The sequence below is a fragment of the Amycolatopsis pittospori genome (genome assembly GCF_013870525.1).
GTDB lineage: Bacteria > Actinomycetota > Actinomycetes > Mycobacteriales > Pseudonocardiaceae > Amycolatopsis > Amycolatopsis pittospori.
Window position 1 is genome coordinate 37,212 of the sequence record NZ_JACBXD010000058.1, and the last position, 12,821, is coordinate 50,032.

General features: G+C 67.9%; 15 protein-coding genes. 6 read left to right on the plus strand and 9 right to left on the minus strand.

From position 1 onward, the window contains the following. Positions 1-57: 57 nt before the first annotated feature. Together H5J31_RS27625 and H5J31_RS27630 are read right to left on the minus strand one after the other, a co-directional pair. Positions 58-909: an ADP-ribosylglycohydrolase family protein gene (locus tag H5J31_RS27625; protein ID WP_181775572.1), complete on the minus strand. Its 852-nt coding sequence runs from the start codon at positions 907-909 to the stop codon at positions 58-60. Between the two features lie 9 nt (positions 910-918). Next, on the minus strand, positions 919-1,923 hold the full coding sequence (locus H5J31_RS27630; RefSeq protein WP_181775573.1) for a helix-turn-helix transcriptional regulator: 1,005 nt from the start codon (positions 1,921-1,923) through the stop codon (positions 919-921). 113 nt (positions 1,924-2,036) lie between these two features. On the opposite strand from H5J31_RS27630, the gene H5J31_RS27635 reads away from it, so the two are divergent. After that, entirely contained in the window at positions 2,037-3,230 is a 1,194-nt protein-coding gene (locus tag H5J31_RS27635) for a DNA glycosylase AlkZ-like family protein (protein ID WP_181775574.1), read from the plus strand. Here the strand turns inward: H5J31_RS27635 and H5J31_RS27640 are convergent. From H5J31_RS27640 to H5J31_RS27655, 4 genes are all read right to left on the minus strand, one after another. Continuing rightward, a complete protein-coding gene (locus tag H5J31_RS27640) occupies positions 3,211-4,368 on the minus strand; it encodes an SMP-30/gluconolactonase/LRE family protein (RefSeq protein ID WP_181775575.1) in 1,158 nt (385 codons plus the stop codon). The two genes, H5J31_RS27635 and H5J31_RS27640, sit on opposite strands and share 20 nt — an antisense overlap. A gap of 53 nt (positions 4,369-4,421) precedes the next feature. Beyond that, a complete protein-coding gene (locus H5J31_RS27645; RefSeq protein ID WP_181775576.1) occupies positions 4,422-5,699 on the minus strand; it encodes a M14 family metallopeptidase in 1,278 nt (425 codons plus the stop codon). A gap of 94 nt (positions 5,700-5,793) precedes the next feature. Next, positions 5,794-6,435, minus strand: coding sequence for a pyridoxine/pyridoxamine 5'-phosphate oxidase (locus tag H5J31_RS27650; protein WP_181775577.1), 642 nt, complete (start codon positions 6,433-6,435; stop codon positions 5,794-5,796). A gap of 3 nt (positions 6,436-6,438) precedes the next feature. Next, positions 6,439-7,182, minus strand: coding sequence for a hypothetical protein (locus H5J31_RS27655; protein WP_181775578.1), 744 nt, complete (start codon positions 7,180-7,182; stop codon positions 6,439-6,441). A 99-nt stretch (positions 7,183-7,281) separates the two neighbouring features. Here H5J31_RS27655 and H5J31_RS27660 point away from each other — a divergent pair, with 99 nt between their 5' ends. Together H5J31_RS27660 and H5J31_RS27665 are read left to right on the plus strand one after the other, a co-directional pair. Then, complete coding sequence (locus H5J31_RS27660) at positions 7,282-7,806, plus strand: DUF2020 domain-containing protein (RefSeq protein WP_181775579.1); 525 nt, start codon at positions 7,282-7,284, stop codon at positions 7,804-7,806. A 169-nt stretch (positions 7,807-7,975) separates the two neighbouring features. Then, on the plus strand, positions 7,976-8,428 hold the full coding sequence (locus H5J31_RS27665) for a DUF6918 family protein (protein WP_005154537.1): 453 nt from the start codon (positions 7,976-7,978) through the stop codon (positions 8,426-8,428). A 344-nt stretch (positions 8,429-8,772) separates the two neighbouring features. Here H5J31_RS27665 and H5J31_RS27670 read toward each other — a convergent pair whose 3' ends face one another. Next, positions 8,773-9,483 carry a hypothetical protein gene (locus tag H5J31_RS27670; RefSeq protein WP_181775580.1) on the minus strand — a complete coding sequence of 237 codons (711 nt, stop codon included), beginning with the start codon at positions 9,481-9,483 and terminating at the stop codon, positions 8,773-8,775. A gap of 89 nt (positions 9,484-9,572) precedes the next feature. Between H5J31_RS27670 and H5J31_RS27675 the strand changes: the two genes are divergently transcribed. The 3 genes from H5J31_RS27675 (at position 9,573) to H5J31_RS27685 (ending at position 11,746) form a co-directional block, all read left to right on the plus strand. Further along, on the plus strand, positions 9,573-10,133 hold the full coding sequence (locus H5J31_RS27675) for a peptidylprolyl isomerase (RefSeq protein ID WP_181775581.1): 561 nt from the start codon (positions 9,573-9,575) through the stop codon (positions 10,131-10,133). Positions 10,134-10,185: 52 nt separating this feature from the next. Further along, on the plus strand, positions 10,186-11,148 hold the full coding sequence (locus H5J31_RS27680) for a rhomboid family intramembrane serine protease (protein WP_181775582.1): 963 nt from the start codon (positions 10,186-10,188) through the stop codon (positions 11,146-11,148). A 100-nt stretch (positions 11,149-11,248) separates the two neighbouring features. Continuing rightward, entirely contained in the window at positions 11,249-11,746 is a 498-nt protein-coding gene (locus H5J31_RS27685) for a hypothetical protein (protein ID WP_181775583.1), read from the plus strand. On the opposite strand, the gene H5J31_RS27690 is transcribed toward H5J31_RS27685, so the two are convergent. Beyond that, a complete protein-coding gene (locus H5J31_RS27690; protein WP_181775584.1) occupies positions 11,731-12,108 on the minus strand; it encodes a PH domain-containing protein in 378 nt (125 codons plus the stop codon). The two genes, H5J31_RS27685 and H5J31_RS27690, sit on opposite strands and share 16 nt — an antisense overlap. A 118-nt stretch (positions 12,109-12,226) precedes the next feature. Next, positions 12,227-12,493 carry a cell division protein CrgA gene (gene crgA, locus H5J31_RS27695; protein ID WP_034322048.1) on the minus strand — a complete coding sequence of 89 codons (267 nt, stop codon included), beginning with the start codon at positions 12,491-12,493 and terminating at the stop codon, positions 12,227-12,229. Positions 12,494-12,821 lie beyond the last annotated feature (328 nt).

The following is a 12,821-nucleotide window of genomic DNA, read 5'->3' on the forward strand; positions in this document are numbered from 1 at the left end:
CCCAGTCTGCCGAAACGGCCCCACGGGCACGTCCACGTTCCGTGGATTCCGCGTACGTTAGATGTGCAGCAGTCGATCGTCCAACCGGGTCAGGTAGTCGCGGCCGAACTCGCCGTTCTCCAGGTCGCGCCACAACACCGGCGGCAGATCCTGCTCGACTTCGGGAGAACGTGACGCGGCGGCCAGCGCGATGGTCGCCGCGGTGTCGACGTCGCCGGTGAACGCGACACAGGTGTGGAGCATCCGCGCGAGTCCGCCGCCGTCGGCGAGCACGGTGAGCGCCGCGCGGACGCTCATCCAGCCCCGCGGCCCGATCTTGCCGGACCACGGCCGCGACCAGCCGCCGTGTCCGACGTCCTCGGGCAGCACCCCGTCGATCCACCGCGCGACTTCGGCGAGCGGGCCCAGGCGATGGTGGCAGTAGTGGACGGCGAGCGCCGCAGCCTGGGCCGCGGCGATCCCGGCCGGGGTGTCGTGCGTGACCCTGGCCTGCAGTTTCGCGTGATAGAGGACGTCGTCGACGGTCGGCAGGACGCCGATCGGGCCGGCGCGCATGGCCGCCCCGCTCTTGTCGCTCTGCGGCTGGAGCCGGCGCAGCAGTTCCTCGCCGTCCCGGACTTCGCTGAGCAACTGGTGAAAGCGTGGCGCGTAGCCGTCGTGCGGATCGCGGTGATAGGCGCGCACGAAGTGTTCGGCGAGCAGCAGCGGCGTCCAGCGGAGTCCCGAGACGAGCAGTTCGGCGATCGCGATCGTCATCTGCGTGTCGTCGGTGTAGCGGCCCGCCGGAACGCCGAGGTAGCCCGGATGCGGCACGTAGCCGGTCAGCGTGTTGTTCTCGGCGACGAAGCTCGGGTACGCGTGCTCGAACGAGCCGCCGTACGCGTCGCCGATGGCCAGCTCGACCAGCATCGGACTCCTTCAGGCTGTCAGACGTGCCGTTTCCGAAGGGAGTTTGCCGTAGGTCTCGCGGTACAAACCGGAAAACCGGCCGAGATGCGTGAAACCCCAGCGCAGCGCGACGTCGGTGACGGTGCCTTCGGCGCGCCCTTGTGCGATCGCGACCAGGTCCTGATGCACGTGGTCGAGCCGGACGCGGCGGAGGTACTCCATCGGCGTCAGCCCCAGTTCGGTGCGAAACGCCAGCTGTAGCGCGCGGACGCTGATCCGCGCGGCCGCCGCGAGCTCGCCGATCGACACCGGTTCGGCCGCGTGCTCCTCGCAGTAGGTCACCGCGCGCCGGATCGCGCTCGACTGCGGTCGTGGGCGTTCTTCGCCGAGGTCTCCGGACAGCGAATGCGGCTGCGTGTCGAGCAGACCGTGCAGCAGCAGCTTCTCGAAATGCGCGGCGGCCAGCGGCGAGCGGTCGAACAGTCCGGACGCGGCTGTCTCGCTGAAGGTGTGGAGCAGGGTGATCCACTGGCCCATTCCGGACGCCTCGATGACCGCCGGTTCGAAATGCAGCGTCGACGTCGGCAGCTCGCCGAGCCGCTCGCGCATCGCGTCCGCCACCAGCTGCTTGCCGAGGCGGAGCATCAGGATGTCGGGGTGCTCGTACGTGGTCTGGAAGCAGGTTTCCGGTCCGGTCACGACATGCCGCGACGCCACGCTCTCCCGGCCGATCACGAACTCGTTCCGGCCGTTGAGGGTCACGACGACCGTGTACGCGTCGGAGGTCTCTTCGCCTTGCAGGACGGCGTCGGAGTTCAACGTCAGCTCGTAGACCGAGAGGCCGTTCGGGTCGATCCCGGGGATGCGCAGGCCGCTGAGCTGGGAGATGTCGAAGAATCCGGTGGGCTTCGGGGTGTGCAGCTTGACCGTGTCCGGTGCGAGGAACGCCTGGAAGGTGTGTTCGAGCTCGTCGAAATCGTCGCCGGTGACCACCGTCGACGCGATCGGAGAGCCTTCCGAGAACCGCTTGCGCACTTGTCGATTATCCAGAATTCGGCCAATCGGGGCACCTGAGAACAAAGTGGATCATGCTATCGGCTCATGCCGCCAGGCTGCGCCGTGCCACTGGATGCCCATACCTTGGAGGTATGGCGACCGACAAGCTGCGCGCGTGGTGGGCATATCGGCAAGGTCTGGACGGATCGCTGCACGGGGCCTCGGCGGCCGACGTGCTGGAACGGTCCGGCTGGATGCGTTCGGTCGGCGGATCGGCGCCCTATCTCGGGCTGTTCGCCCGAGCCCGCCTCGATCGCGAAACGGTCGACGCGGACGTCGCGCGGCTCGCCATCCACGAGCTTCCCTCGGCTCGTGGCTGCACGTACGTCCTGCCCGCCGCCGATTTCGAACTCGGCTTGACGGTCGGCGCAGGGGCGCCTGCGGGCGAACTCGCGGCCGCGGAGAAGTATCTCGGCGTCACGCAGGCGGAGATCGAGCAGCTGTGCGTCGCCGTCGCCGACCTGCTGGAAGGCTCCGCCGAACCGCTCACGCCGTCCGCGATCAAGGACGCCGCCGGCGCCGCGGTGCGTAACCTCGGCGAGGCGGGCCGCAAACGCGGCACCACGACGACGTTGCCGCTCGCACTCGGTCTGCTCCAGGTTCGCGGTGACATCCGGCGGGTGCCGGTCAACGGACGGCTGGACCAGCAGCGCTACGGCTACGTGCGCTGGACGCCGTCCCCGCGCGGCGGACTGTCCGATATGGACACCGCGCAGACCGAACTGGCCCGGCGGTACTTCTCGTGGGCGGCCCCGGCGTCGCTCAAGCATTTCCGCTGGTTCTCCGGATTCACCGCGGCGAACGCCAAAAAAGCGGTGGCACCACTGGAACTCGTGCAGCTCGAAGGTACGGATCTCTTGATGCCCAAGGATCTCGCGGATGAATTCGCCACGTTCACCGTACCGTCCGAGCCGTCGTACGCACTGCTCGCCGGGATCGACGGCATCCATCTGCTGCACCGCGAGCTGTCCCGCCTGCTCGACGAGGACGACGCCGCACGTCCGGTACCGGGCGGCCGGGCAGGGGAGACCCTGGGCGGGCAGCCTGATCCGCCGACCCATCTGATCGTCGACCGAGGCCGCTTCGCCGGGCTTTGGGAGTTCGACACCGAGACGAACAAGATCGTCTACAAGGTCTTCGGCGAGGAAGACGCCGCACTGCGCGAAACGGTCGCGGAAACCGAGGAGTTCGTCCGCGACCGGCTGGGCGACGCCCGGAGCTTCAGCCTGGATTCACCGAAGAGCCGGGCGTCACGAGTGGCCGACCTCAGGAATTCTCGGGGCTGACCTGGCAGGACAGTTTCGCGCGGTTCGGTCCGGCGGGACTCACCTCGCCGCCGGTGTTCGGGAAGTTGTCGCGCCTGCCGCCGTCGGAATGCGCGAGGCAAAGCCGTCCGTCCGGCAGTACGACCGGGCTGGTCGGGAACTCCAGAGGCCCGCCGTTGCGCAGTTTCGTGGCGGGGTCGGCGGGGTTGCGCAGGAACTCGCGAACCCGCTCGCCGCGAGTGACCACGACGACCGCGTTGCGTTCGTTGACCGCCGCCCAGACGTTGCCCGCGCGGTCGAGCGCGATCCCGTCCGCGCCTTCGAGATACGGATGCTGGACCAGGATGTTGTCCAGGCACACCGTGTTCGGCGCGAACGCGCTGTCGCATCCGGTGCGTGCGGCGGGCTTGCCGTCGCGATCGAACGGCACCCGCCACAGCGCGCCGCGAGCGGTGTCGGCGACCAGCAGCGCGCCGTCGGAACCGAACGCGAGACCGTTCGCGACCAGATGCTGTGAGCCTTCGAGGTTCGCCGCGGACCGGCCGTTCGGGGTGATGTTCACCGTCGCGGGCGGCGCCGACCGGACGTCCCGGCCGAGTCCGCCGACGCCGTTCACCGCGTTGACGTCGCTGATCAGCGGCTGGACGCGAAACTGTTCCACCGGAACGCCGTCGCTGCCCGCGCGCCAGACGCGGCCTTGGCCGGTGGTGCCGTCGGAGATCCACAGGCCGCCGTGCCGGTCGAACGCGAGTCCGTTCGCGCCGGGGACACCGCTGACCGAAACCGTGGCGGCCGGCGGATTCGTGGCGTCGGGGACGAAGGAGACGATGGTGTCGGCGTTGGCGACGAAGAGTCTGCCGGTGCGATCGAACGCGAGACCGGCGGGATTGCACGGCGCGGGGATCGTGCCGACGACCGTGCTCGGACCGCCCGCCGCCGGGACGCGGTAGACCGGGCACGGCGTGCCGCCCCGGGCGGGGGAGTAGAGATTCCCCTTGTTGTCGCTGGTCAGGCCTTCGAGGCCGAGTGGAGCGGTGAGGACCGTCTTGAATTCGGCGGGACCGTTCAGCGGGGTGCGGGCCGGTTCACCGGCGGAAGCGGCGCTCAGCAGGCCCACGGAAAAAGCGGCGGTGGCGAGCAGGACGAGGGTTCGGCGCATCTGGTGCCTCCGAAATGTCGGGATTCCCTCGTACTGCTCACCACCGCGTGGCGTCAAGCTCCTGCTTCGTTTATCAGGATGTCGACAGCTTCGTCGTTGCGAGCGGTCTGCTCCGGGATCACCGAAGCGGGCGGGTAGAAGCCGTCGATCCCGCCGTCCTTCGGGTACATCTCGAAGGTGTAGCTGAGGATCTTGTGCTTGCCCCACGCCCAGTCGTTGACGTCGCCATCGGTGACGTACAGATCGCTGGACTGCTCCGGCGTGTAACCGTTGGTGGCGGCCATCTTCTTACCGACGTCCGCGAAGCGCTTCGCCTCTTCTTCGGACAGTCCCGTGTCGGTCTCGTCCTTCGTGTAGCCGTACGGCCAGAGCACGAGTTCCGAGAAGGTGTGGAAGTCGATGTGCGCCTTGATCTGCTGCGCACCGCCGACCACCCGGGAGTTCATGAACTCCGCGACCGCCTTGGTCTCGGGCTCGGAGAACGCCGACGGACCGTGGTAGTCCTCGGCGGACGGGCTGTTGCTCGACCCGCCGCAGCAGTTCCACTTGTAGTCCCAGTTGCGGTTCGGGTCGGTGCCGATCGCGTTGCTGCCGGGCACGGGCTGCCGCGTCTTGCGCCAGCCCTGGTAGTCGCCGCCCGAGATGTCGTATTCGGATCCGTCCGGGTTGACGTTAGGGACCACGTAGATCTCGTGCTCGTCGACCATCTTCTTGATGGCCGGGTCGCTGGCGTACCCGCTGGTGAAGCGCTGCACGATCCGCAGGCACATCTCCGTGGTGAGGTGCTCGCGCGCGTGCTGGTTGCAGGTGAACAGGACCTCGGGCTCGTTCTCGTCCGTGCCCGCGTTGTCGCTGATCTTCAGCAGGTTGAGCTCACGGCCCTCGTACGACTTGCCGACGCTGGAAAGCGTCGCGATGTCGCTGTGATCCTTCGCGGCTTTCTGCAGCTCAGCGGTCGTTTCGGCGTAGGTGTGGTACGCCTCGTCGCCCGGCGGGAAGTCACCCGCGACAGCTGCGGTACCCGCCCGATCGCTCCGTTGTTTCAGCATGCGGTCGAAGTCGCCGAGCGGCTTCAGCGTGAACCCGTTCGCCCGCAGGCTCGCGGCCTGGCCGGGCGTGGCGACCACGGTCAGCGCGCCTCCGCGCGAGCCCGCGACGTCGACACCGGTGCGGGCGACGGCGGTGCGCTGGGCCGCGTTCGCGGCGCCTTCCACCGAATACAGCCCTCTCGCCGGGTCGCCGGTCTGGGCGTTCGCGACAGGCGTCGTGGCGGCCAGCAGGGCGAGCCCTGTGGCGGCCAAGGCGCCCCAAATGCGACGGCGTGTGGACATTTCGCCTCCGAACGATCTGGGGACCAGGTGCCGTTCACCGTCGCCGAAGTGAATCATCCACGACAACCCGACGATCGTCGTTCCCAGTTACCGTTTACGGCCAGAGACGTTCTTTGAGCCACGTGTCGTTCGCGCGCCGATAGCGGAGACGCTTGTGCCGCCGGTCATGGCTGGCCTGCCAAAACTCCACTTCGGACGGCGTCACGAGATAGCGCGTCCACGTTTCCGGTGCCACGCCGGGATTCCGCTCGACCCACTGCCGTGCTTCCTCGGCCGCGCGTTCGAGATCGGCCGGATCTTCGAGCACCTGGGACTGTCTGCCGATGAAGGCCTCCACCCGGGACGCCGGCGGGCGTGCGGTGAAATCGGCTTCGGACACGTCGGGCTCCGCAGGCGCGACCGGGCCTCGCAGCCGGATCTGACGGCCGCGTCCCGGCCAGAAGAACGTCAGCGCGGCGTGCGGATTCTTCGCCAGCTGAACGCCTTTCGGGCTTTCGGAACTCGTCGCGACCGCCCACGTGTCGCCCTCGACGTCCTTGAGGATCACGACCCGCGCGTCCGGTACACCATCGGCGTCCACAGTGGACAGAGTGACGGCATGTGGCGCCAGTACGTGTTCCCCGGCCTCATCGAGCCATTCGAGGAACAGTTCGCGGGGAGTGCCGGGTGCGGTCTCCGGCTCGAATTCCGGCAGCTCCTCCGGAAACGACGGCCAGCCGCGCAACGTGCGCTTCACCGGTCAGTACCCCGGCGGGCGCTGGCCGTGCGGCGGATATCCGGGCGCGGGCGGCGGATAGTGCGGCGGATGCTGACCCGGCGGCGGTCCCTGCGCGGGCGGCGGGCCGACCGGCGGGTACTGGTGCGCGGGCGGCGGCTGCTGCGGCTGCCAGCCGGGAGGAGGCTGCTGCCCGGGCGGCGGGCCCTGCGGAGGTCCCGGCGGCAGCGGTGCCATCGGTGGCTGCTGGCCCTGCGACTGCGCCCACTGAACCTGCTGATAGACCTCGGCCGGCTGCGGGAAGCAGAACGTCAGCTTCGCGTTGACCGAACCCTGGACCGCCGCGCCCCAGATCTTCCCGCCGACGAACGCGTACATCTGCGCCGCCGAAACGTCCACGGCCACCATGCGCGTCTCGCCGCCGAACTGGTTCCCGGACTTCGCCGACGCGGCCTGCGCGGCGTCCGGATACACCCGGTCACCGATCAGCCCGGCGATGACCACCGAAGCGGCCGTCCAGCCGACAGTGCCCATCACGTTCGCACGCGCGTGCTGCGTCGCCAGACCGGTGAAGTCGTACAACGCGGGCGCGGTCACCTCCGGGATCGCCGCGGCGACCACGCAGTAGTTCATCGTCGACATCATCACGGATTCGGTGAACAGGCCCACCACGGCCGCGCTCGGGCCGATCTGGACCGTGTTCAGCCGGCCACCGCTGCGCTGGATGCGTTCTGCCACCGCACCCAGGTACTGCTCCTTGGTGAGCACCGATGCCTCCTGAAGACTCCTCAGCACCGCCATCGTCGCATGAACAGGACGGATGGTTGCGGCGACGCGGTGATCCGATCTGCTTCACTGGACGCCACTATGCGACGTCTTCTGATCTTGCCGCTCGTCGTGCCCTTCCTGGCGGCCTGTGGGCCGACGGAGCAGGCGCCGTCCGCGGCGAACCCGCCCGCGCCATCGAGTACCCCGGCGCCCCAGGTCCCGCCCGCGCCGGAACCCACCGGCAAAGGTCCCTGCCCGTACCTCGGCACCGAATTCGTCTCGGACGCCAACGGGCAGAAGGTCTCCAAGGTCAAGACGTCGGCGGACCAGCCGCATCCGACCTGTTTCTTCTACGCGCTCAGCGGGAAACTGCAGCTCACGGTACGCGTCTACGTCGGAGAACCCGCTGTCGCGAAGGCGATCGTCGATCAAGCGGCACCCATCGACACGTCCAACCCGGCCGACGAACCGGCGGGCTGGAAAGGCGGCTACCAACCCTCCGGGGACGGTGCCGTCTACGCCGTCGCGAAGGGCGGGAACGCGGTAGTTGTGACCACCAACCAGAAGCAGAGCATCAAAGCACGTACGGTGGCGAAGGAGGCTATCGGTGAGCTGCAGCTCTAGGTAGTGGTATCCACACGTCAGAGTGAAGTTGATCTTGTACTACCCTGTGCCGCACGCGCGAGGGTTCGCGGGACCCAGCGCAAACGCCAGATCCGGCGGAGGCCGCCTTGCGGTGTGGCTCGGCGGCACAAAAGATCATTTCTCCCCATAAGACAAAAGGACAGGTTTCGTGGCTGACACCCTCAAGGAAATCTTGCTCGACTCCACCCGTCGCCCGGCGGTCGTGAGCGACTTCGAAGGTCTCGTCGACGCCGAGGTTTCGGACAAGGGCGGCGTTTCGGGTGCCGTCGTGAAGACCGGCTTCGCGGCCGTCAAGAAGATCAAGCCGGGCATCATCCCCTCCGCCGTCGACGCCCTGCTCGACGACTTCACCGGTGCCCTCGAGCCGTTCTACGGTGACTACAAGGCCAAGGGCGGCAACGACTTCGGCGCCTACCTGGTCGGCCGCGGCGACGAGGCCGCCGACGCGCTCCTGTCGGTCACCGACGCGCGCGCCGACAAGAGCAGCCGCGACAGCATCAAGAAGGTCTACTCGAAGCTGCGCCCGAACGGCAAGAAGAACGTCGAGGAGGCCCTTCCCCGCCTCGGCCAGCTGATCGACAAGCACGCTGCTGCTGTTTAATCGCGCAGCGCGATCTAATCGCGCGCTGACGTAAACGCGCCGAAGGGGCGCCCGTTCGCTTTCAACGTTCTGTTGGAGCGGAGGGCGCCCCTTCATCGCGTTTACGTGGGCCTTCGGCCCAAGGGAGGGCGCGCGACCGGTGAAGTCTCGCCGTCGCGCTGGCGCGCTTTCGGCGAGACGGGTCCGCCGGTCGCCTCGTTGGGTGCGCTGGTCTTTGGCAACAAGACGCGAAGACGATCTTCGGCATTGAAACGATCTTCGGCACCAAGACGTGAAAGGGCCGTCCAGTGGCTTTGTGAGTCACTGGACGGCCCTTGGCGACAAGCAGAAGACGAGGGTGGGCGTCAGTTCTTCTTGTCGGCGGAGCTGGTTGAAGCCTGGTGCCCGTTCTTCGGGGCGCCGGGCTTCGGTGCCGCCGGCTTGGCCGGAGCCGAACCCGAAGCCGGACCGGAAGCGGCAGGCTTCGCGGGGGCGGGCTTCGGAGCGGCCGCGGCCGGAGCGGCCGGCTTGGCGGGCGGAGCGGGCGGTGCCTTCGGCGGAGCAGGCGCGACCGGCGGCTCCTGCTTGGAACGCAACGCGTAGGCGGCACCGGCACCGACCACGGCGATACCGAGGACCCACGGCCAGCGACGACGCTTGCGCGTCCCCTTGGCAGCGGCCTTCGCCTCGACGAGGGCGGCGCGGAAGTCCTTCTTCGCGGCCTTGAAGTCCTTCTTGCCGCGACGCTTCGACTCACCGGCGGACTTGGCGGCCTGGATGGCCGCCTTACGCGCCTTGCGGCCCGGCTTACGCAGCTCGGACAGCCTGGCCAAGGCCTCCTTGCGAGCGGCCTTCGAGCTGCGCTTGAGCTCCTTGCGGGTCAGTTCGGTCTTCTTCGCGAGCTTCTTGCGCGCGCGACGGCCGGACTTGGCGATCTCACCGGCGCTTTCGGAGAGCTTCTGTTCGGCGAGCTCAACGGCGTGGGCGGCGTCCTTGCCCGCCTCCGCGGCACGTTTACGCAGGCCGAGCGCGCCGGCCTTGGCCGACTCACTCACCGGATCTGCGGCCCGGGTCATGGCCTTCACCTCATCAATCGTTTTGATTCTGCTTCGTTGCTTGTAACCTATCGTGCCCCTTTTCCCCAGATCTTGCCGCAGATGGCACGATGAAGCTCGTGACTGAAAGCAAGGGATCCCTCATTGGTGGCGCGCTGAAGGCCACTCTGCACACCAACCAGGGTGACATCCACCTGAACCTGTTCCCCGACCACGCGCCGAAAACGGTCGCGAACTTCGTCGGGCTGGCGGAGGGCAGCAAGGAGTACACCCAGCCCAACGCGCAGGGCACGAACTCGGGCCCGTTCTACAACGGGTCGATCTTCCACCGCGTGATCGACGGTTTCATGCTGCAGGGCGGCGACCCGACCGGCACCGGCCGCGGTGGCCCCGGCTACAAGTTCGGCGACGAGTTCCACCCGGAGCTCCAGTTCTCCAAGCCGTACCTGCTGGCCATGGCCAACGCCGGACCCGGCACCAACGGCTCGCAGTTCTTCATCACCGTCGCGCCGACGACCCACCTGAACTTCAAGCACACGATCTTCGGTGAGGTCGCCGACCAGGCGTCCCGCGAGGTCGTCGACGCGATCGGGCGCACCGCGACCGGCCCGGCCGACCGGCCGCTGCAGGACGTCGTCATCGAGAAGGTCAGCATCAACCGCGAAGGCTGACAACAGCGGCCGAGCGGCCTGTTACGGGGGATTTCGGTAGGTTGGTGGCATCGTGAGCCAACCACCGAATCCCCAGTACCAGCAGGCCGCCCTGCCCGGCTGCTGGTGGCACCCGAACCGGCCGACCGGGCTGAGCTGTTCGCGTTGCGAGCGTCCGGCGTGCCCGGATTGCCTGCGTGAGGCCTCCGTGGGCTTCCAGTGCACCGACTGCGTGCAGGCGGGCCGGCAGCAGGACCGCGTCCAGCAGAAGCAGTACCGCGACGCCGGCTACGGCGCGCGCACCATCACCGGCGCCCGGCAACCTCGCTCCGCCGTCGCGACGCCGGTGCTCCTGGCGCTCAACGTCGTCATCTTCTTCATCACGGTCGCCCAGGCCGGCAGCCTCTCGAACAACAACTTCTCGGAGCTCTTCCAGCTCGGCGAACTATGGAACCCGGCGACGCTGGCGGCGAACGAGTGGTGGCGGATCATCACGTCGGGCTTCCTGCAGTTCGGCCTGCTGCACATCGCGGGCAACGCGTTCTCGCTGTGGTTCGTCGGCCGCCCGCTGGAGACCGCTCTCGGCCGCGGCCCGTTCATCGCCCTCTACTTCATCTCGATGCTCGGCGGTTCGGCCGCGAACCTGGTGTTCAGCGATCTCGACGCCGTCCCCGTGGTGGGAGCGTCCGGCGCCATCTTCGGGCTCATCGGCGCCTACGCGGTCATCGTCATCAAGCTCAGGCTCAATCCGACCTGGCTGCTCGTCATGCTGGCGCTGAACGTCTTCATCACGTTCCAGGTGCCCGGTATCTCGATCCTCGGCCACGCGGGCGGGTTCGCCGCCGGCCTCCTGGTGACGTTCGCGCTGCTCTACGCGCCGGAGAAGAACCGGCTCAAATGGCAGATCGGCGGGCTCGCGATCGTGGCCGTCGCGCTGATCGGACTCATCGCCTGGAAGGACTCGCAGACGATTTCCGCGAGCTGTGAACTCGCGACGGACCGCGGCCGGGTCACCTACGTCTGCTACCCGGAGTAAAACTCGTTCCCCCAAGTGGGTTATGCGATTACCCGGTGGAGAAGCAACATAACTGGGTACCTTCAAGTTGATAGGCAACATCGTCAACTTGGGGGTTGAGATGAAAATTCGCAAAGCAGCAGCTCTCGCCGCCGTCGCTGTGATGGCGTCGGCGCTGGCTCCGGCGGTCGCACAGGCCGAAGAAGGGGCTGTGGCCGCCGAGACCTGCCAGACCTACACCAAGCGCTACTTCCTCGGCTCGGGCAGCGCGATCACGCTGCGTGTCGCCTACGTGGACGCGGCGCTGAAGATCTGTTTCGGCGATCCCGGTGTCACTTCCGCGGTCGCGACCCAGACCGTCGGGACGACGGGGCCGGGCGCGGCGAGCGGCTGGGAGGTCACCGCGGGCGGGGCCATCGTGGAGGACCAGCGGCCGCGGCACGTCAAGGCGAAGTTCAGCGGGTCGCTGCGGACCTGCGTCGTCAAGATCAACCCGATCTGCTCGCCGGCGTCGCCGTACGAGATCTTCGGGGAGTACGCGCCGCCCGCGGTGGGACCGGCCGTTCCAGGCTGGTCCCACGGTCCGAACGGCGACGTCCACTACTACGACAACGCCTGACCCTTCAGGGCGGTGAGGACGTCCAGGACGTCCCTGGGGTCCTCACCGAGGTCGATCCGGCCGAACACCAGCAGGTGTTCGCCGGATTCGATCTCGAGGGTCAGACTGTCCCGGCCGAGCCTGCGCGTGGTGCGCAGCTGGAACCGGGCCTCGGTCCAGGGATACCGGTGCGGTCCGCCCACGGTCCTGGCGAGGATTCCTTCGGGCCCGGCGGCGAGCCGGGGCCGGAGCAGCGTGCCGTGGAGCGCGAGGGCCCCCACGGCGAGCATGGCCATGCCGATGAGCACGGTGCCGCCGACGTCGCCGTCGAGGGCCACCCAGACCGCTCCTGCCAGCAGCAACAGGGCGACCACCCAGGCCACTACCACAGCGTTCTGCCGAGGCGCCCAGGAGGTGGGGTAGTTATCCACAGGGGTTATCCACACTGGGGATGAGTCACACCGGTGTAATTCGGCGTCAAGCCGCCAACCGGGGTAATGCTCACCGCCACCGCATGGTCATCAGCAGCCCGGCGATCATCAGCACGAAGCCGATGGCGAAGTTCGTGTTGCCCAGATCCGCCATGAAGGGGATCTTGTCGCCCGCGATGTAGTTCACGACCAGCCACATCAGGCCGATCAGCATGAGGCCGAACATCACGATCTTGTAGAACAGGTTCGACGGGCCCGCGGCCTTGACCTTCACCGGCGTGCGGCGGTCGGTCGGCGGGGTGTACGCCGTCTTCTTACGGACCTTGGACTTCGGCATCGTGTTCCTCGCGTACTGTTCGGCATTCCTGGTGGCGATGACCCGCTTTCGGGTGCGCAACCAGCGCCACGTGCACACGTTAACGTAAACGAGCGCCGCTGGGCACCGTCCGGGACCGGTCGATTTCCCGCACTGTGACAATGCTGTCACACACGGTTCGGCAGTGGCTTGGTTCGAGAGACTGAGGAGCTTGCGTGGCTGAGCGGGAAGAGCCGGGCGGGGACCGTCGGCGGTACTCCGAAGGAACGCCCGGGGCGGGCCGTCCGGCCCCCCGGCGTAGGCCGGAGGATGCAACCGCGGCGCGTCGAAGCCCGGGAGAGGCGCCTGT

What these genes read in the sequence shown, in the direction of transcription:
- H5J31_RS27625 (WP_181775572.1), bottom strand. Translation starts at nt 909, where the DNA reads ATGCTGGTCGAGCTGGCCATCGGCGACGCGTACGGCGGCTCGTTCGAG.
- H5J31_RS27635 (WP_181775574.1), top strand. Translation starts at nt 2,037, where the DNA reads ATGGCGACCGACAAGCTGCGCGCGTGGTGGGCATATCGGCAAGGTCTG.
- H5J31_RS27640 (WP_181775575.1), bottom strand. Translation starts at nt 4,368, where the DNA reads ATGCGCCGAACCCTCGTCCTGCTCGCCACCGCCGCTTTTTCCGTGGGC.
- H5J31_RS27645 (WP_181775576.1), bottom strand. Translation starts at nt 5,699, where the DNA reads ATGTCCACACGCCGTCGCATTTGGGGCGCCTTGGCCGCCACAGGGCTC.
- H5J31_RS27660 (WP_181775579.1), top strand. Translation starts at nt 7,282, where the DNA reads ATGCGACGTCTTCTGATCTTGCCGCTCGTCGTGCCCTTCCTGGCGGCC.
- H5J31_RS27670 (WP_181775580.1), bottom strand. Translation starts at nt 9,483, where the DNA reads ATGACCCGGGCCGCAGATCCGGTGAGTGAGTCGGCCAAGGCCGGCGCG.
- H5J31_RS27675 (WP_181775581.1), top strand. Translation starts at nt 9,573, where the DNA reads ATGAAGCTCGTGACTGAAAGCAAGGGATCCCTCATTGGTGGCGCGCTG.
- H5J31_RS27685 (WP_181775583.1), top strand. Translation starts at nt 11,249, where the DNA reads ATGAAAATTCGCAAAGCAGCAGCTCTCGCCGCCGTCGCTGTGATGGCG.
- crgA (WP_034322048.1), bottom strand. Translation starts at nt 12,493, where the DNA reads ATGCCGAAGTCCAAGGTCCGTAAGAAGACGGCGTACACCCCGCCGACC.